This is a genomic window from Arthrobacter vasquezii (genome assembly GCF_029455255.1).
Taxonomy (GTDB): Bacteria; Actinomycetota; Actinomycetes; order Actinomycetales; family Micrococcaceae; genus Arthrobacter_D; species Arthrobacter_D parietis.
Genome location: NZ_JAROKN010000057.1, coordinates 1 through 18,115, shown reverse-complemented (window position 1 = coordinate 18,115; position 18,115 = coordinate 1). Strand labels below are relative to the sequence as shown.

Annotated in this window: 18 protein-coding genes; 6 read left to right on the top strand and 12 right to left on the bottom strand. The window is 61.4% G+C overall.

The window, feature by feature from the left end; translation table 11 throughout:
* Positions 1-219: 219 nt before the first annotated feature.
* From P4U43_RS15020 to P4U43_RS14970, 11 genes are all read right to left on the bottom strand, one after another.
* A complete protein-coding gene (locus P4U43_RS15020; RefSeq protein ID WP_277359460.1) occupies positions 220-1,257 on the bottom strand; it encodes a DUF4192 domain-containing protein in 1,038 nt (345 codons plus the stop codon).
* Between the two features lie 455 nt (positions 1,258-1,712).
* Positions 1,713-2,141: a hypothetical protein gene (locus P4U43_RS15015; protein ID WP_277359459.1), complete on the bottom strand. Its 429-nt coding sequence runs from the start codon at positions 2,139-2,141 to the stop codon at positions 1,713-1,715.
* 21 nt (positions 2,142-2,162) lie between these two features.
* Positions 2,163-2,411: a hypothetical protein gene (locus P4U43_RS15010; protein WP_277359458.1), complete on the bottom strand. Its 249-nt coding sequence runs from the start codon at positions 2,409-2,411 to the stop codon at positions 2,163-2,165.
* 467 nt (positions 2,412-2,878) lie between these two features.
* Positions 2,879-4,309: a ParB/RepB/Spo0J family partition protein gene (locus tag P4U43_RS15005; RefSeq protein WP_277359457.1), complete on the bottom strand. Its 1,431-nt coding sequence runs from the start codon at positions 4,307-4,309 to the stop codon at positions 2,879-2,881.
* A 354-nt stretch (positions 4,310-4,663) separates the two neighbouring features.
* Complete coding sequence (locus P4U43_RS15000; protein ID WP_277359456.1) at positions 4,664-5,233, bottom strand: ParB family protein; 570 nt, start codon at positions 5,231-5,233, stop codon at positions 4,664-4,666.
* Entirely contained in the window at positions 5,230-6,057 is an 828-nt protein-coding gene (locus P4U43_RS14995) for a ParA family protein (protein ID WP_277359455.1), read from the bottom strand. Before P4U43_RS14995 ends, P4U43_RS15000 begins: the two co-directional genes overlap by 4 nt.
* Positions 6,058-7,286: 1,229 nt before the next feature.
* Positions 7,287-8,963: a MarR family transcriptional regulator gene (locus P4U43_RS14990; protein ID WP_277359454.1), complete on the bottom strand. Its 1,677-nt coding sequence runs from the start codon at positions 8,961-8,963 to the stop codon at positions 7,287-7,289.
* Positions 8,964-9,333: 370 nt separating this feature from the next.
* Positions 9,334-9,564 (bottom strand): hypothetical protein, encoded by a 231-nt coding sequence (locus P4U43_RS14985; RefSeq protein WP_277359453.1) that lies wholly within the window; start codon positions 9,562-9,564, stop codon positions 9,334-9,336.
* Positions 9,565-10,083: 519 nt separating this feature from the next.
* The gene (locus tag P4U43_RS14980) at positions 10,084-11,481 is read right to left on the bottom strand and encodes a MinD/ParA family ATP-binding protein (protein WP_277359452.1); all 1,398 of its coding nucleotides are present in this window, start codon (positions 11,479-11,481) and stop codon (positions 10,084-10,086) included.
* A 69-nt stretch (positions 11,482-11,550) separates the two neighbouring features.
* Entirely contained in the window at positions 11,551-12,120 is a 570-nt protein-coding gene (locus tag P4U43_RS14975; protein WP_277359451.1) for a hypothetical protein, read from the bottom strand.
* Between the two features lie 11 nt (positions 12,121-12,131).
* Entirely contained in the window at positions 12,132-13,076 is a 945-nt protein-coding gene (locus P4U43_RS14970; RefSeq protein WP_277359450.1) for a CHAP domain-containing protein, read from the bottom strand.
* A gap of 248 nt (positions 13,077-13,324) precedes the next feature.
* Between P4U43_RS14970 and P4U43_RS14965 the strand changes: the two genes are divergently transcribed.
* Together P4U43_RS14965 and P4U43_RS14960 are read left to right on the top strand one after the other, a co-directional pair.
* The gene (locus P4U43_RS14965) at positions 13,325-14,047 is read left to right on the top strand and encodes a hypothetical protein (protein WP_277359449.1); all 723 of its coding nucleotides are present in this window, start codon (positions 13,325-13,327) and stop codon (positions 14,045-14,047) included.
* A complete protein-coding gene (locus P4U43_RS14960) occupies positions 14,044-14,787 on the top strand; it encodes a hypothetical protein (RefSeq protein WP_277359448.1) in 744 nt (247 codons plus the stop codon). The genes P4U43_RS14965 and P4U43_RS14960 overlap by 4 nt, the downstream gene beginning before the upstream one ends.
* On the opposite strand, the gene P4U43_RS14955 is transcribed toward P4U43_RS14960, so the two are convergent.
* Positions 14,784-15,173: a phosphatase PAP2 family protein gene (locus P4U43_RS14955; RefSeq protein ID WP_277359447.1), complete on the bottom strand. Its 390-nt coding sequence runs from the start codon at positions 15,171-15,173 to the stop codon at positions 14,784-14,786. The two genes, P4U43_RS14960 and P4U43_RS14955, sit on opposite strands and share 4 nt — an antisense overlap.
* Positions 15,174-15,535: 362 nt before the next feature.
* Here P4U43_RS14955 and P4U43_RS14950 point away from each other — a divergent pair, with 362 nt between their 5' ends.
* Genes P4U43_RS14950 through P4U43_RS14935 form a run of 4 tightly spaced genes read left to right on the top strand, consistent with a single transcriptional unit; the run spans position 15,536 to position 18,046 of the window.
* Positions 15,536-16,042, top strand: coding sequence for a DUF6668 family protein (locus tag P4U43_RS14950; RefSeq protein ID WP_277359446.1), 507 nt, complete (start codon positions 15,536-15,538; stop codon positions 16,040-16,042).
* Positions 16,043-16,083: 41 nt separating this feature from the next.
* Entirely contained in the window at positions 16,084-16,377 is a 294-nt protein-coding gene (locus tag P4U43_RS14945; RefSeq protein WP_277359445.1) for a hypothetical protein, read from the top strand.
* A gap of 17 nt (positions 16,378-16,394) precedes the next feature.
* The gene (locus P4U43_RS14940) at positions 16,395-17,138 is read left to right on the top strand and encodes a hypothetical protein (protein ID WP_277359444.1); all 744 of its coding nucleotides are present in this window, start codon (positions 16,395-16,397) and stop codon (positions 17,136-17,138) included.
* Positions 17,138-18,046: a hypothetical protein gene (locus tag P4U43_RS14935; protein WP_277359443.1), complete on the top strand. Its 909-nt coding sequence runs from the start codon at positions 17,138-17,140 to the stop codon at positions 18,044-18,046. The genes P4U43_RS14940 and P4U43_RS14935 overlap by 1 nt, the downstream gene beginning before the upstream one ends.
* Positions 18,047-18,115 lie beyond the last annotated feature (69 nt).

The window sequence follows — 18,115 nt, the reverse complement described above, 5'->3', positions numbered from 1 at the left end:
TCTCCTCATAGACCAGCAAGCACCGAAAGAGATGCCAGCCGTCACGCAGCGGGTAAGTCAGGAACCCCTCCCTTGCCACCTGAAACCCATCTTTCCTCAGTGCGCCAGCGGGGGAGGCCGCCGCCGCTCACCCAAGGGGAAGCTGGGGCAGGGAACCCGTTCCATTCCCTGCCCCAGCTCTTCAACCCTAGGGTGTCTCTTCAACCCTAGAGCCTTACGTTAGCGCTGGTAGGCGGTGTCCTTGCTGGTGACGCATGCGGGGAGGGTTCCGGTGTTCACGAGCTGGGTCAGCAGCTGTGTGAGCCGGTGCTCCCGGTCGGTGTCCTGCGCTGTGGTGAGGTACTGGGCGGCAATCGAGGAGCGGCCCTTGTACCAGTGGATCCAGCCGAGGAACGCGAACAACGGTGCCCGGGCTTCGGGCGGGGTGGACGAGAGGAGCCCGGCCAGGAGGTCGTGGGTGGCGTCGACGCGGTCCCAGTCGGGGCGTCCGGGGTAGCGTCCGATCACGACCTCGGCGAACGTATCGGGGTCATCGTCGGTGCTGATGGTGTCGGCGATGATCCGGTCCCGTACCGCCGGGGCGTGCAGGGCCGCAATCAGGTGCAGGGCCGTGTCCTCATCCGGGACTACGCCGAGGGTTTCCTGCCACAGTGCCCGGCATTCGGTCATGACCGGAGCACTCCAGTCGGCGGGGTCGGTGATGGTCCACCCGGTGATGATGTCCCCGATCCGGTCGAGGGTTTGAGTGGTGTTCCCGGTGTAGTCGGGGATGGTGATGGTCCCGGCGGTGGGGTTGGAGCCCTCGTAGATCAGGTGGGCGTTGAGCATGCTGTCGGTGACCTCATCCAGCGGGCGCGGGGTACAGCAGTCCGGGTCCTGGCAGAAGTAGGTTTCCCAGTGCTCACTGGTCACCAGCCAGCTGTCGCGGATCGGTGTCCCCGCGTGGTCGAGGGCGGTGTCGATGGCGGTGGAGTGCTCGCTGTAGGGTTTGGTGCCGTCGATGGTGACCCGGTCGGTGTAGGCGATGAACAGGACGCCGTCCGCCTCCCGGTCGTGGGCCAAGTAGTGCTGGACGGTTGCCGTGTACTGGGCGGGGCTGACCTCGTCCCCGGGTGCGTCGAGGCGCAGGGTCGCGCCGACCCGCTTGCCGTGCATGGTCAGGAACACGAATGAATCCTGCGGGGTGAAGCCGAGGGTGTGCAGGACGTAGGCCAGAATGTCGGCCGGGGACGAAACAGACAGTGGGGTCTTTCCCATGATGTGGTGCTCCTTAGTCGCAGAGTGGGGTTTCGGGCTGTGGTGGTCCAGCAGTTGCCCTCTCCCCTCGTCGTTGTTTTGCCTGCTGGCAAGCTCGCTTGCTTGTGCCCGACGGAGCCGGGTCAACCCCGCAAGGGGCAAAGGAGCCCAGAAGGTGGGAGGAAATAAGCGACGCAGGAGCGCCGGACACCTTCTGGGCGGATGCAGCAGCGCAGCTGTTGACCCGGTGGAGCGGGCACACATAATCCGTAGGACAGCAGCAAAAAACCAAAAAGACCCTGCCGGCGGTGACGCAGGAGCCGCCGGCAGCTACTGTCCGGAGCGGTAGCGCAGGCCCGTTTCCTGGTGCGAGCGGGCGAGTCACCAGTGCCCTTCTCGTCTGGGCCGGCTCCGTCCGGGCCAGACAGCACCCCCACCGCCCGAAGGTGGCAGGGGCACTCGTCCCCGTAAGCGGGTTAGAAGGCCGGGTCGTACGGCTGGCGGTCCCTGGCGGCCAGCCCGGCGGCGGTCGGCGGGAGGTTCTGGGGGCCGTGGGATTGGCCGGATTTCCAGTGGAAGAACACGTCCTCCGTGAGCGCTTCGAAGCATGCCTCCTGGGAGCGGTACCAGTGGGCGCGGGTGTCGCCTTCAACGTAAGTTCCGTACCCGAACAGCTCCCCTACCTCGTCGCGATGCCGTGCCACGGTGAAGATGATGTAGGGCCAGGCTCCAGCGTCCCAGCCCTCACTCCCCCACCCGGGCAGTGGCACCCAGCCGGAGCCGTTCAGGGTGTTCATCCAGTCGTACCCATCGCCGGTCCTGTCGTCGGCGGGCAGCGCGGGGGCGGTGATGGTCTCGGTGGTGTCGGCGGTGACGGTACGGGTCAGCATGCGCGTGATGGTCATGATCGGTGTCCTTCCCGGTGGTCAGTGGCTGAGGCCGGTGGTCGTGTCGATGGTGAACCGTGCGCGGGCGCGGTCCCGGTGTGGGTTATCCCCGCTCAACAGGAGGTTGCAGGCGGTGAGTTTCCCCAGTTCCCGGTACTCGGTGACTTCCCGCAGTTCCTGCACGGGGGCGGCGTACCCGGCGATGTTGACGGTCCGGCCGGTGTCGGGGACGGACACGAAACGGGTCACCGCGCCGTAGCGGGGGTGTGGGTGGCTGGTGGTGTTCACGATGTGCTCCTTTGTCGCAGGGTAGGGAGGTTCTGCCCGGTGGTGATCCAGCAGGTAGGTTTCCCTCTCCCCCGTCGTTGTTTTGCCTGCTGGCGAAGCATCGCGGAGCTGTGCCTGACGGAACCAGGGCAACCCGTCAGGGCAAGGGGTCCGTGGAAGGTGGGAGGAAATAAGCGACCGTGGGAGCGCCGGACACCCTTCTGCGGGGCACGCAGCAGCGTCAGCTGTTGAGCTGGTGGAGCAGGCACGCACAATCCGAAGGACAGCAGCAAAACAAGAACCAAATGCCGGGTGTGACGCAGGAGCGCCCGGCATTATCAGGCCGCAGCGAAGCGAAGGGCCGCTCACCTGATCGATTCACAGGGCGTCAGTCCGAACGCAGTGAGGCCCGTTTCCTGGTGGGAGCGAGCGAGTCACCAGGTCATTCGCCTGGGCCGGCTCCGTCCGGGCCGGGCAGCACCCCTAGGTCAGCTCGCTTCGGCGTACCCGGTTTCCTCCGCGATCAGTTCTTCCTCATCCGTCTGGACGTCCTCGAACGTCTCCCCCGGCGTCGGGGCTTCATTGGTGGCACTGGTTTCTGTGTTTACAGTTTCCTGTGTTTCTGTGTTTCCGTGGTTGGTGATGAGGGTTTCCACGTCGCTGAGCGTGTAACCCCAGACAGCTAGCTGGTTGAGGTAGTCCTTGGCCGTGCTGCACGGGTTGCGCCATGAGGCGCGGGACAGGCTCTTCTCGAACCCGGCCAGGACCACGGCGAGGACGTTGGTCTCGTGCTTCGCGGTCGCCTTGCCGGTGATCACGGTCAGCGCCCCGTACTCGTTAGCGACTCCGAGCAACTCGGCGGCGAAACCGCTGTGCTTGGACAGCCCATCAGCGACCGTATATCCGTGCGCTCCCATGGACTGGGCAACGAATTTGAGCGCTCCCCTGGGTGTGGTTTTGGCTTTCAGGAGCTTCTGGACGAACTCGATGCGTACGCTTGTGGCGGCGTCCCACGCCTTGTTGTTCTCGATCACGGTGCGCCGTTCGGCTTTTTCCTCCTCGGTCATTTTCCCTGACCGGGCCGCGCCGAGTTTGGTGAAGCCCGCGGCTTTCCAATCGGTGTTCAGGTAGGTGACACGGACCTCGCCCAGATAGGACCAGCCGATGTGCACGGCGTCGGCATCCTCAACGGTGAGTGGTTCACCCTCCCTGGTGCGCAGGTCGCTGATGCGGGCCATCGCGCCCTTGTAGTCCCAGTAGGACACATCCTCGTCCACGACCTTCAAGCCCTGCGCTTCGGCTTCGGCGGTGGCTTCTGCGATCAGGGCGGCGCGCGTGCGGTCGTCGCGGAGCCGCTGGGCCGTGTGGTCGAAGCCCTGCGGATTCTGATCCGCGACCTGCTCGAGCTTGGCGATCGCGTCCTCGTCGCCGTGGAACTCTTCAATGACGGCGGCCATCTCCAGCGTCATGCCGTTGGCGAGGGCTGCTGTGGCGGTGTCGCTGGTACGGACCTTTAGCGCCGAATCGACAGTGGCTTTCTTCGCCCCGGTTTTCCGGGCGATCTGCGTGGCCGAGACCCCCAGCAGTGAGAGTTGGTGGAACGCTTCGGCCCGGTCGTGATCCGTGAGCGCCTGGCGGTGGTCATTTTCCACGACCTGCTTGGCCAACCGGTCCGCTTCGGTGAGGCTGTCCACCACATACACCGGGATCAGTGGCTGTTTCGTTTCGACGGCGGCGAGAGTGCGCCGCTGCCCGTACAGGACGTGAGCTCCCCCGTCCTCACCACGGTGGGCGACGACGGGCTGGATGACGCCGTGCTCCTTGATCGAAGCCAGGAACGCCTTGTCGAGCTGGACGTCGGCGCGGACGTTCGCGTCGATGGTCAGGGTGGCCGGGTCGATCATTTCCAGATCGGTCATGAGATGTGTGCTCCTCTTTCGCAGGTGGGGAAGCTGGGCTGTGGTGTACCAGCAGTTACCCCTCTCCCCCGTCGTTGTTTTGCCTGCTGGCGGAGCAACGCGCAGCTGTGCCTGACGGAGCAGTGCTCAACGCCGTAGGTGCAAGGAGTGCGCCAATCCTGGGAGGAAATAAGCGACGCAGGAGCGCGGGACAGGGATTGGGGTGCCCGCAGCCGGCGCCAGCCGGTTGACGCTGCGGAGCAGGCACGCACAATCCGAAGGACAGCAGCAAAACAGAGTAGGTTTCCTGTCAGCCCGAACGAAGTGAAGTCCTATTCCTCGCGCTTGGTGGTCGTTGCAATGGGCAACAGCCCGTCAGCTGCCCACGGGTCGTCCGCGGCGTACGCCCCGTGCGCCCTTCCTGTACCGCTCCCCGCCGTTGTACTTTTCCTCGAGACGTTCGACTTCACGTTCTAGCACTGAACAAATGAACGCCGAGAGGGATTCGTGGCCCTCTGCCGCGGATGTGTCCACGAACGCAGCGCGCATGCGCTCACCGAACTCTGGCGGCTCCCAGTACCCAGTCTTCTTCAGCTTCTTCTGAGCACTCACAGAGGCAGGCTCAGCGGACTGTTGCGCAACCTCCGGCTCCCTCGGCTCGGGATCTGCCCTGCGCGGTGGCTCAGGTGCTGGAATGGGCTGCACGGGCTGTTCCTGCTGATAGGTCGGCCTCGCCGATTCAGCCGCCGGTCCAGGGACAGACTCCGGCTCATCCCTGGCACTTGTCACGGCGTGGAGGGTGGGGGCCGGCGGTGGTGGTTCGGTAGCCGCACCCATCTCTTCGACAACGCTGCGCGAGGGCGCCTTCTTCATACCTTTGGGGCGCAGCTTCGCCAGCGGGTCCACCTCCCCTCCCCTTCTGGGTGCGGGATCAGGGCGGCTCATTCCCCACTCCCCTTCCAGATCAACTGTGCGAGCTGCTCAAGATCGGACCGGAGGATGTTCGCTACCGATCCGAATGACCTGAGGGGGTGGGATGCTGCCTGAGACCTGGCGAAAATTTCGCGGTCGGGCAGCGGCGGATCCAGCACGAGGTCGCCGAAGTCGCTGCGCACTTTGTTGATCCAGTAGGTCTGATCGGACCGACCCTTGCGCTCCTTGTTTACAATGACGCCGACCAGCTCGATGTCCTCGTTTAGGTTCTCCTGTACCTCCGCAATGGTTGTCACGATCTCCGACAGTCCTTCGACTGACGAGACGCGAGGTTCAGTGACCAGGAGTGCATGGCTGGCGGCGGTCAGCGCGTTCACGGTCAGGAGGCCCAATGAGGGCGGGCAGTCGATCAACACGATGTCGTACTGGTCGGCAACCCCCTTCAACGCGATGCGCAAACGGTGCTCGCGGGCCATCATGGAATCGCGCTCCCGGGAAGCAAGGTTCCGCTCTGAAGCTATGAGGTCAACCGTGGGGTAGTTCTCTCCCCTGTCCGCTCTGGCTTGCCATTCCTCGCCCGCCGGGATGATCGCATCCCCGGCTACGCCAGGGGCAATCTTCTGGTTGTTGTCCGGATCCCCATAGAGGACGTCATTCAGGGTGAACTCTGGCTCGGTCACGCCCATCGCCGAAGTAGTGTTCCGTTGAGGGTCTGCGTCGATCACTAGAACAGATTTGCCGAGCTTCTGCGAGAACGACTCGGCCAGCCCGGTGACGACGGTAGTCTTACCGACCCCGCCCTTCTGGTTGCAAACTGCAATGATTCTCGCCGGCATCTGCCAGTACCTTCCGTAGTCACGCGCTGCGGTCGAGCCGAGACTGACAGGAAGCGTCCTGGTCAGGGACGAACCGGGCCGGCAAGACCGATTTTTCTCCACAGTAGTAGCGGCCGGCTGTTCCCAGTTCGCGCCACGCGGGACGACGGCGAAATGGTAGTCGAACTTCCATTACTACCGTCGGTATCTTTGGAACCTTTGGTAGCTTTGGTACCAAAGGAAGTATTAAGCCTGACGAAGACTATGTCCTCGTGGCTACTATCGGAAGCCGCACCGAAGATCCCATTTACTTCCATTACTACCGTTGGTAGCGCCTTGCGCGAGTCTGAATGGAACCAATGCTTCCAATGGTCTCTTTTGGCCGATACTGCCATCACTGCCCGCGACACACTCCAGACGGTCTCGTTGAAAGGTAGCAACGGTTCCATTACGGCGAATTGTCCCAGAGCGCAGTGAATCAACGCCTACATACGGCGCTCCTGGCAAGGGCGTCGGGATACGACGACAAAACTTCCATTACTTCTTGAAGCAGGCCCGCAACGAATTTCAGCCATGCAAGGCTGGCTCCAGCGCCCTGCATGCTCAAGGTGGAAGTAGGACGAGGCCGGTCTAAAAACTTCCGTTACTTTTAAGACTTCTATTGATTTTTAGGCTTCCACAACTTCCGTAACTTCCTTACTGACAACGGAAGTTACGGCAGCATTGGGTGTATTACTACCGCAACTTCCATTACCTCCCGCAACCACTACAAATGTGAGCAATGGAACCATTACTTCTCCCCGTCCACCCATTCGAGCAGCTGTACGCGTCCTAGGCCTCTCCGATCACATGGCTCAAGAGGCCGGTCGGCTTGAGGGCTGTTCGGTGCTCAAAGTTGTGCTTGTCCGGTCACGATGAGCTTATCCAGTAGCAGGAGCCCGCGGCGTTTCACCGACCGGGCAGTGGGTTTAGTAGAACGCTCATCTGGACCTTCGGTAGTAAGGGAAGTTTCGGGGACAACCTTAAGTAGGTGGAAAGGGGCCGTTGGTGGCGAAACTTCCATTTCACATAATGGTTCCATTGCTGCTGTTGATTCGCGTGGAAGCTATCCCAGGTTCGGAAGCGACAGGAGTAATGGGAAGTTTCGGCCGGCCTCAGCAAGCCAGGTTGCAATGGGGTAGGGGTTCGGTGGGGGAGTAGAACCGTTGCCACCGTTGCCACTAATGGATGTAACAGAAGTAATGGTAGTTTTATCCGGCCAGGAGGAATGCCATCTCCGAGAGCTCCCAATCATCTGGGGGAGGCTCAGCGAGATGCCAGGGATAGGAGTCGCCGGGGGAGAGGAGTGGTTGCCCTTCGATGGAGCGTCCGGCAAGCCAGGAGTGCCAGACTGCACGTTCCTCCTGGTAGCGGGTGATTTGAGCGGTGACGGCGTCGATTACCCCCAGATACTCGGCGACCCAGGCCAAGCTACCGGACGGGTCGATCGACCAACCGCGATTCTCCGGATCGCCGCGGGATACCAGCTTCCAGGCGGCGAGGATCTCCAGGGCCTCGGTGACCGCAGTCCGACTCAGGGCCGTTGCTTCCACCAACTGCGTGGTGGATAGGGGAGTGGGGGATTGTTCGAGCGCCTCGTATACGAACGCGGACGGCAGGCCGAGCTCCCTGAAGGCTGGGCGGAGGGAGTGGAGTTTGCCGGCACGCCAAGACATCGCTTCTGCAGCGCTCTGAAGGTTTGCCGGAAGCGTGAGCATGTACTGGTCGGCGTGTGTGCCCTTGGCTTCGACGACCTGGGTAATGAGCGGTTCTGGCTCATGGCGCAGGTCTCTCAGGTGGGCAGCGACAGTGGTGTGGTCCATTCCGGTGGCAACGGCGATCGACCGGACACCGAACTCGATGAACCTGCTGCCTGTCATATGCGCTGCAGCACCGAGGGCGCGAAGGACCATCCTTCGCGCCAAACCTTGTCGAGTTCCTCTGTAACGCACTTCCGCGATAGCTAGGGCATTGCGCCAAGTCCGGATAAATCTGTGTTCGTGATCGGAACCGATGGGTGGAGAACCAAGAATCCCCTGGGGCTGTGTATTTGGCTGGCTAGTGGGGTATTTACGGACATTGTCCTTACCCGGTACGTTGAGCGTCCGATTCGCCCTGACGTGATGGGTTGCTTTGTCCCAGTCGCGTTTGAAGGCAGCCGCACGGTGTGAGGTTGAGTAACGTGCAAAGAACTGGGCGAGACCTGGCCAGAGCCCCTGCTTCATCCGCCGGTCGACATCTGTAATGGACAACCCAGCGGCGGCCGCTGCAACCAGGACAGCCTGACGTGCCTCAGAGGGCGAGCTGTAGCGTGCTGTGTCGTACATCCCCTTGGTGGCGATGTCGAGCATCCGACGTGACATCCGGCGGTGCGGGCCGTCGATCTTTGCTCCGTCGTCCTTGGGCCCCTCATACGTCTGTTCGAGCCGGAGCGCGCGCACACCGGCTATCTCAGCCTGAAGGTCGTTCCTGAGGGACTGGATCAGTCGAGCGGCGTTGGGCCGGCGCACGATGTCGTAGGCCATGGAAAGACTCATATCGAGTACCTGGTAGCCGCCGCGCTTGTGTATGGCACCAGGGGTGCGCATACATCCGCGGTCGATGCTCTGGTGGGGGGACTTATCCAGGCTTCGGTATCGGGTGCCTATGGCTTCGACAAGCTCACGGGCCTCATGGAAGGGTAGGCGTTCAGCGAGCGGAACGTAGATGTGGCGCCCGCCGTTGGGGGAGTGGTCGGCGATCCAGCGAATGCTGTGCTTGTACAGCCAGCTGGTGAAGAGGTGAACCTCGGCGTCCACCCGGTCGATGCCATCCACGGATGAGTCGAAGTCGAAAAAGAGCGCTCGACAGGTCCCGTCCTTGCCGAAGATGCGTACTGCTGCCGGCATAGTAGGTGCTTTATCGGTCAGGTCCCGCTCATTGTGTAGGGGGTAGCTCCGACCTCCGTCTTTGGAGATGCGGATGCGTGGTTGCCCGGCCAGGAGTGGCGCGAGAGCTGCAAAGACGGTCGCTGGGTCATCTTTGACCGAGGCGACACGCGGGGCGCCCGTTTCTGAATGTTCTGGGCGCGCGAAGATGCGCTGCTGTACGATGAGAATGTTCCTTCCGATGAGGGGGAACAGATAAGCCCTCGGACTTATCTGACGCAAATCCCGTGAGGGATCTGTACTGGCTTTTCACCTGGTCGCCGGCAAGCATTTAGGTGAACGGCTGCAACTTCGTCATAAGAGGCCCGCCATGTGCGGGCCTCTTCATGCGTTAAGAGGCCACTGCGATAGGCAGTTCCTCCTGGTTATCTCGTGCGGTCAGATCGACATGCTGTAGGCGCATAGCCAGAGCGGACTCTATAAAGTCGGTGATGGTTAGACCCTCGAGCTCCGCTGCGCGAGCAACCTGCTCGGCCATACGCGTAGGAACCTTGCCGCCCACGAACTGACGAGGTCCCTTGCTGGGGCGCCCACCTCCGCGGGGATGTCCTGATGTAGCCATCGTCCATCTGTCCTTTACTTCAGTGCGTCCATTCGACCTGTAGTTGGCCGGTGATTCGCACAGCGGATCCTCATAAGTTGAATGTCGTATTGCATCCACCAGAAGGTTCAAAGCAATTACTGTTTTCAACTCATGAGCAAAGTACCAAAGTCCTTCGCCATTGTGTGGGACCTTCGAGCACTTCTCGTGTCCGGACACTTCTGACCCCTGTTCCCAGTACTGGCGCGGAAGCACCGTCTGCTTCCAGAGGAAACCCTCACACCCATCTACAGGCTCTGGTGAGGTTCCAAAGTTAGTAATGGAACCAATACTGAAAACAGATAAAGAAACCTGCTGGGGCGCTGTCGTGCGGTCGGGGTAGTCCGCACGTGGAAGTAATGGAACCCTTTCAGGTCGTATCGCAGGTCCTGTGAATAACTCATGGTGCGATCCGGACCAAGCTCTCGGCGTTCCCGATCCGTTCCCGGAACTTTGCCGTGCTCGGCGTGTCGCGACGAGACTTGATGATCCCACTACTATTCACAACCCTTTAGCGACGGCGGCTGCAGCTGCGAGCCAGGCTCGCTGTGTGGCTGGTTTAAGGGCGTTGTGGCGGATGCGGCCGGCTTTGAGGGCCGGATCGTAGGGAACGGTTACGACGGCTCGGACGAGCGGTCCGAAGCCGGCCGCGATGCGGCGGGCTTCGTCACCGTCTTCGGGCTTCCACTGGGAGATGATCACCACGGCGTTCTCAGCAAGCTTGGCCGAGTGTCCGTCCCTTGCCGCGAGCGTTTGCAAGGTGAGCTTCGCGGCTTCTGCCCGGTCTTCCATGGTGGTGGTGGGGATGACGAGCTGGTTGGTGTGCCCGATCATGGCACGCCAGTTCGCGGCGCGGGCTGTGTTGCCGGAGTCCATGACGATCATCCGGTAATACTTCGCGGCCACGGAGTGAACGGCGTCTACTTCATCAGCGGAGATCTCGTGATCGCCTTCGTCGTTCTCATCAGAGCGCAGCACGTCGTACTTGTCCTCGGTCTGGTGGTGCACGTAGTGCGCCAGCAGCGCGTTGTGAGCCAGAGGGGAGAGCAACTGCTCTTTGTCGCGCAGCAGATCCAGCACACTCGATGAGTGCGGGCCTTGCTCGGTGCGCCAACCCAAAGTGCCCTGGTTCTCGTTGTTGTCCCACGCGAGCACTCCGCCACCGCCGTATCGAGCGAAAACGGCGGACAGCGCGGCAACGGTCGGTGTCTTGTTCGCCCCGCCCTTACGGTTTACTACGGCGATGGTGCGTGGTCCGGGCCAGTGCTGAGAGACAGCGTGAATGTCGGCGCGTTCGGCCATTTCCGCTTCGGATGGGCTCATGCGCATTCCCATGCGCGCCATGAGGCCACGGAATCCCTGGGTGGCCGGCTGGACTACTGGATCGCTAATGAGGAAGGAAGTTTCCTTCAAGCTGCGGCGTGTAGGAACGTCTGGAGCTGGAGTGACCGCCGCTGATGTGTCCTGCTGGTCGGGCGCTGCGGTTGCGTCGCGGGAGGTAGTCCGCGGGAGCTGTGTTGCCGCTGGCTGCGGCTCCTGCACGGCTGGAGCGGGCACTGAGGACGGGACTGAGGTTACCGGCGGTGCTGGTGTGCTGACGGGCGTTTCAGCACGGCGTCTGCGGCCGTTGCTTTCAGCTGCGACTTCGTCAATGTTCCCGTCCGGATGCACGACTAGTTCCCCGTCCCCTTCGGGGCCTTCGGTGTAGACGCGTACCGGGCGGCTGAGCACACCGGCCAGATCAGTAACAATCGTCAGGGCCTCGCGGCGCAGTGCTGTTTCGTCGGGTGCGTCGATGGGCCGGGAGTTCCCTGCGATGACGACTTCTCCGGTGCCGTTGGCGCTGACTATCGCCCGTACATGGGGGAAGGCCGATACTTCGACCTGGCTGGTGGTCATGGTGATGGTTTCCTTACGTCAGAGGCGGATCGGTAAGAGTTGGATCGTTCGTTCGTGTGATCGTTCTGGCTAGTTGGCACCTTCGGGCGGGTAGAGCCGGTTGACCTTCCACGGCTCATCCTGACCCTGACGGAGCAGCTGCACACGGTAGTCGCCTATATCGGTGGGCACTGTGGCGATGACGCCGAACCCGTTGGTTTCATCGACCTCCAGCGTGGCCGGTCCGGTCACTTCGGTGACTGGCACGTTGGCCGGGTCCACGGACGAGTAGGAAACGGTGGCGTCAGGGGTGAGCCAGCGGGCGAAGTCGTTCGCCCATTGGGTTTCCTCGACCCCAGGGCGGGCGAAGTCCCGCATCGCGTTCACCGCTGTTTCCTTGGCCGCGCCCTCAGCCTCGGGTGTCCATTCGGGATTCTCTGGCACGTCCGTAATGGGTGCCTGGGGGCCGTCTCCGACGCTGTGCGAGGGTGTGTAGGTGCTGGTGGGTGTTGGCTCTGGCATGGTGGTTTCCTCGCTGCTGGCGCCGGTCCTGTCTCCGCTGAAACATGCTGTGCAGAGCAGCACCGCTGCGGTTGTCACACTGAGGGCGGTGGCCCGTAGAGGCTTCTTACGGGGCTGGCCTGGTGCGAGGGGTTTCATGGCTGTTCTCCTTAGTCGTCGCCGGGAAAGTAGAGGTAGGCGCTGACTTCGCCGGGCTGAATGTTGCGGGTGCTGTACTGGTGATCATTCGGCGGTGCCATGCCGTTGTATTCCTCGATCGCCACGGTGCCGTCGTCGTTGATTCCGGCGACGATAGCGACGTGGCCCACAGCTCCGGCTCCGCTGACGTTGGCGGCGTAGTAGGCCACGGCTCCTACTTGGGGTTCCTGTCCGGTGTCCCAGCCTTGGCGGTGCCAGGCGTTGATCCACGTTTCGGCGTTGCCGAGGGCAAGGTCTGAGTTGTGGAATTTCCACGGGTCGGAAGTGGACCCGGCCATTTTGTTGAGCCGCCAGAGGGCAAAGTCGGTGCATTCGCGGTTGTACATGCCCAGTGGGGAGACGGCACCTGGTGGGCAGGTACCACCGATGGGGCAGAACGGGGAGTTAGGCCAGGGCAGGTCGTCGCCAACACCTGCGAGCTGCGGGCCACCTGAGAGGCAGGTTTCGAGTCCTTCAATGTCAGCGACGGCGGCAACGACGTCGATAGCGTCTGCCCAGTACTGCTCGTAGTGGAACGGGTCGGCGTTGCGCTGTACCCGGTGGGCGGCTTCGGTGGGGGAGAGGGATTCCCAACCGTCGACCTTTTGGAGGGCTTTGAAGAAGTTGGTGGCGCTGGTCGTGGGGTCCATACGATCTTCGTAAGATCCCCACGCACCGTTATCGCGCTGCTGGAAGAGGCCGCGGGAATCCGGGCCTGCACCGTCGCCACGGTCGAGCACCCGGAGGCTCGATTCACCCATCGCGGCCATCACTCCGATGGCCTGGCCCTTAACGCTCACCTTGAGAGCTTTTCCTGCGTTGATGATCAACGCAGCGTTGATCAACTGGGTGCTCGAATATCCGGCAACCTCCGGGATGGGCAGGTCATCCGGTGTGACGGCAGGTGTGTTTGCCACCGTGCAAGTGCCAGCTGCAGCTAAAGGGCTCTCGGCGGGTAGCAGAAGGAGCGAGAACGTAAGTCCGAGCAGGGATGCCGGCACGAGTACGATCGAAGCAACCGCGACCGTGTGCTTCATCTGTACCCCCGAACTCAAATCGTGTTTATGTTTATCAAAGTACTAGAGATTTTAGAGTTTTGTGAACACTGAGGGGTGGTTGACTATGAACAACTGACTTTTGTCGTCCACACGGGAGGGTGCCGCCGATGCCGGTCTCCGCGCGCGAGTTCCAGCGGTGGAGCGATCAGTGGTTTCCTGAAGTAAGCGCCCGAGAACTGGCGCGATTGAGCGGCTTGAAGTCAACTACGCTGCATCAACAGATCGTGCGTAATAAGGTCGCTGAATCCACAGTGATTTCCGCCGCTCGCGCCAAGAACCTTGACCCCCTGGAGGCGTTGTCCTCTTTTGAGGGATATGTAGACCTCTTGACGGGGACCAGTGTGCCGACCGAGGCCGAACTGCTCAGTCAGGTTCACTACCTCGATGTTTTGCGTGAGGTGCTCGGAAGAGCAGGGGATTTGTCCGCTATGGAGCCGTCCATGCTGAGGCCCATTCCACAGCAAGATTCGGTGCGCTCCTGGGTCGATGCCATAGATCCCGGCGATCTCCGTTCCGTCATGGCAGCGCGGTTGGGCATTACCGCTTCCACCCTGTCCACTCGACTGAAGACCAAGTTCGCCGCCCCATTGGCTGTCGATATTGCGCGGCAAGCAGGCGTGTCATTAGCCAGTGGCTTGGTGGTCGGCGGCCTACTGACGGAGGCCGAGGGCGGTTGGCCCGCCAATGGCAGATTCGAAGCTCTAAGAGCACTAGGGGAGAGCGACTTGTTTTCGTTGGCCATCCGGAAACTGACGGTGGTGAACCGGGGATACTGGCAGAGGCAACACAATAAGCAACAGGCTGAGGAGTTTTGGGGGAACCTCGGATGAGTCCTTCAACCCTGATGGCGTGGGTTCTTTTGGTCTTGTGTTCAGTTCTGACCTTGACTCGAGTTCCAGCAGCCATGCGGGGTCACAATCGTTCCTCTCTTTTTGCGTTCGCGCTGATAAGCACGGTACTCGCGCTGGCAATTCCGAACATTTATGCCGCAGTGGACGCCGCTCTCGGCGGGATGAATCTCGCGAACTTGGCATCCCGCGTGATGCTGATCGGCGTCTTCACCATTGTCGGCTTGCGCGTCGCGGGAGCAGTTGGCTCATTCGAGGCGAAAGAGACGATCACCGGCCCTCTTGGGAATCGTGTACTGGCACTATGCATTACTGCCACCGCCGCCACCTTCTTCTTGGCCGACGTGCCGACCAGTTCGATGGGGTTGAACGCTTACGCCGATCAACCATGGGTAGAGGCTTACCGGTTTGTCAGTAGGCTATACCCGGCCTTCATCGCAGCCGCCCTCGTTCGAGGATGCACCCGCGCTGCCCGATGCACTGCACGTATACCGTCAGCTCGATGGGCGGCCGGGTTGTTTGCCGCTGGTTTCGGCCTGGTGATGACGCTGCCTGTGTGGCATGGGTTGGACTTCTGGTTCCCCATGCAACCTGCGATCGACGCCGTCACATATACCGCACTGGTTATTGTCGCCCTGGCTCCGACCCTGTCGTGGATCTCGCGGCGCCTGGACCTAAGGCGGCAACGGAACCTCATCCCGCGCAGCAAAGCACGCGTCTAATACACCATCAAAGCCATGAATCCGGCGCCAATCAGTAGTCCTACCGTCAAGCCGGCGAGTACCTGCAGTGTGGTGTGAGCGCCGAGGCGTACACGCGACCAGCCGACAGCCAGGGGAACGACGGCGCTGACCAGACCCACCCAGCCGAAGATCATGACCATTGCAATCATGAAGAAGGACGCCACTGCGGCATGAGCCGAAAGCTTCCACACCAGGTTCACCGCTAACACCGCGAGGATCCCGGCAAGCACGCTCAGGATCATGACGGTCAGCTGTAGCGGCGCACCGAGCAACTGCAAGACACCGAGCCCAAGCAGCAATGACAGACAAGCACCCGCAAGCACAGGAGCTCGCTGGGTTCGAACACTGATGTGGTGGTCCGCCAATCGACCCCTCCTAGCAAGGAGAACTACGCACAGGAGCGGAAGACCGGTCACAAACAGCACAGCGATCAAGCCATACAGGACACCTCTAATCCCACTTACCGACGAGATGCTACTCAGAAGCAGCAGCACCGTAACGAGCACCGCAGGCGCGCCGGCCTCCGTCATCCAGCGCGCCGCTCGATAACCCTGACGGGTTCCGCCTTTAGGCATAGAGATCGAAATAGAGTTATCGCTCGAACGAGTGTTCACAAATATCAATACTTCTTGGTAAGTTGAAGAATGTGTCTAATCGATGGATTGCTGCAGTAGCTCCACCCAGTAAATCAGAGACCCCCATACCCTCTACATCTTTCGTACCGGCAGTGACCGGACCTGCCGCACCACAACGCGGAATCCCGGAACCTGATGTAGCTGACCGGCTTCCTCGCCGGTATGTCACTGGTTCCGCTGCGCTCTGGATCGTTGGTGTAAACGGGGGAGCGGGAGAGAACGCGGTAACGCGTTTGATCGACGGGTCCCGCCCCACAGAGCATGCCTGGCCGGTGGTCGAGGGCGCGGAGATGCCTCCCCGCGTCCTGCTGGTCTGTCGATCCAACGTGAACGGTCTGGAATCAGCCAGGCGGGCACTCATCGAATGGACCTCACTGCAACCGCCGGAAGTGGAACTGCTAGGACTGGCCGTGCTGGCCGATGCTCCGGGGAAACTACCGAAGCCGCTGCGCGACCTCGCAACCATTGTCGGCGGGGGTGCACCGCGGCTGTGGCATCTGCCATGGGTTGAGGCCTGGCGCACAGGCACCGTGGACGCCGATCTGGTGCCACAGGAAACCCGCAAATTCATCACCGATATCAATTCACTGCTGCCCTGACACAGGGCCAGCTGCGTCGCCTCCAATTGAAAGGTCTCACCATGATCCACTCCGCTCTCAGCATGCAAGTTGCCGCTGTTGACGTACTCACTCAAGTCCCTAACCCCGGTGGCGGCGAGGCCCCTCCCGGCTCCGAAGGCCTGCTCACCATCCTGAAGTGGGCCGCATGGATCGCCCTCGCCCTCGGCGTTCTTGGCGTGATCATCGCCGGCATCACCATGATGATCCAGACCCGCCGCGGAGAAGGCGGCGAAGGCCTCGCCCGCCTCGGATGGGTACTCGCCGGCTGCGTCATCGTCGCAGGAGCCTCCGGACTCGTCACCGCGTTCGTCTAAACCGGACAGGAGGCACCATGAGTGAAACAACCCCCGACAACAAACGAAACCCCTTCACCCGACCCGGATTCATCCTCTCCGCCGCTTTGATCGTGGCGCTCATCGCCGCGGTAGCCGTCATCGCCTTCCTCCCACGCGGGGACGACGAACCGGACGCAAGCACAACAGCACCAAGCAACAGCACACCCAGCTCAACGGGCACACCGACCGAAGAAGAAACCGACGAAAGCATCTGCGGCCTCCCAGACAATGACGAAACTGCCCTCGGGGAAGCTCCCGAAAGTGACTGGGAACTTGTTGGAACAATGGCCGTTCCCAGCGCACCGGAAACGGCGGGTCCTGGTGTGGCCGACGAGACCGGCTTCCGATCCTGTTTCGCCCAAACTCCAACTGGTGCGCTCTACGCCGCTGCGAACATTTGGGCAACCGGATTCTTTGGAGATCCAGCAAAGCTTTACCAAGAGCTCGCGGCTGACAGCTCGGTACGAGATCAAGCCCTTGAAGCTATCGCCAACGGGGAAGAAGTCGGCTCGCAAAACGTTCCCAGCATGCAGATAAGAGGATTCATTCTCCGGGGCTATACCGATCAGGAAGCCACGGTTGATATCGCGGTCGAAACGGAAAATGGTTCTTTCGGGTCGCTTCCGACGCCACTTGTCTGGGAGGACGGTGACTGGAAGATCAACCTTCCTCCCACTGGCAACACCGGACTCCAGCAACTCCAGAATCTTAATGACTACATCAGGTGGGGCGAGTTCTGATGGAGAACGAGGAGGGCTGTGCACCCTGGGATCTCTGGTGCCAAGGTGGCGAGGTAGCGGAGGGCTGGATTGGCACAGCTGTTGGTGATGCAATCGAGAATTTGGCTCGCGCTATTGCCGAGTCGTTGAGTCAGGTCGTTACGACGCTTGCGACTTTCTGGGTTGATATGCCGACGAGCAATCTGACAACAACGGATGGTGTGACGGCCTCTCCTACAGTCTCCTTTCTGCAGGATGGTCTTTGGTACTGGACAGCGGCGCTGGCCGTCCTCGCTGTCATTGTCGGGGGCACTCGTATGGTGTGGGAGCAGCGGGGGGCACCTGTGCGCGAGCTGGTCCGCTCTCTCCTCACGTTGACGCTGGTTTCGGGGATGGGTTTGGCGATGATCGCTTTCCTGATCATCGCCGCGGATGGGTTCTCATCCTGGATCATTGACCAGGCCACGGACGGAACCGGGTTCGCCCCTGCGATTCAGGCGATGCTGTTGACCGGTGGTGAGGAAGTCGCCGTGTTCATGGTGATCATCCTCGGACTGATCGGAATTATCGCCTCTGTTACTCAGATCGTGTTGATGGTGGTCCGCAGCGGGATGCTCGTCATTCTGGCCGGGATTCTGCCCACGACAGCGGCGTTCACCAACACGGAAATGGGGCGGCAGTGGTTCCAGAAAACTATTGGCTGGACCATCGCTTTCATCCTCTACAAGCCAGCCGCAGCGATTGTGTACGCGGTGGCTTTCCGGTTGATCGACGCCGAGCTGGCTGGTGGTAACGCGCTTTTGAACACGATTACCGGTGTCTCGCTGATGGTCGTCGCCCTGTTCGCGTTGCCGGCGTTGCTGCGCTTCGTGACACCGATGGTGGGTGCGGTTGCCAGCGGCGGTGGAGGCGGAAGGTTTCAAAAATGAGCCGAGCACGGGAAGATGATATTCGAGGTTCCAATCAGAAAGGATGCCGGACGTGGAAGTACAGGGTCG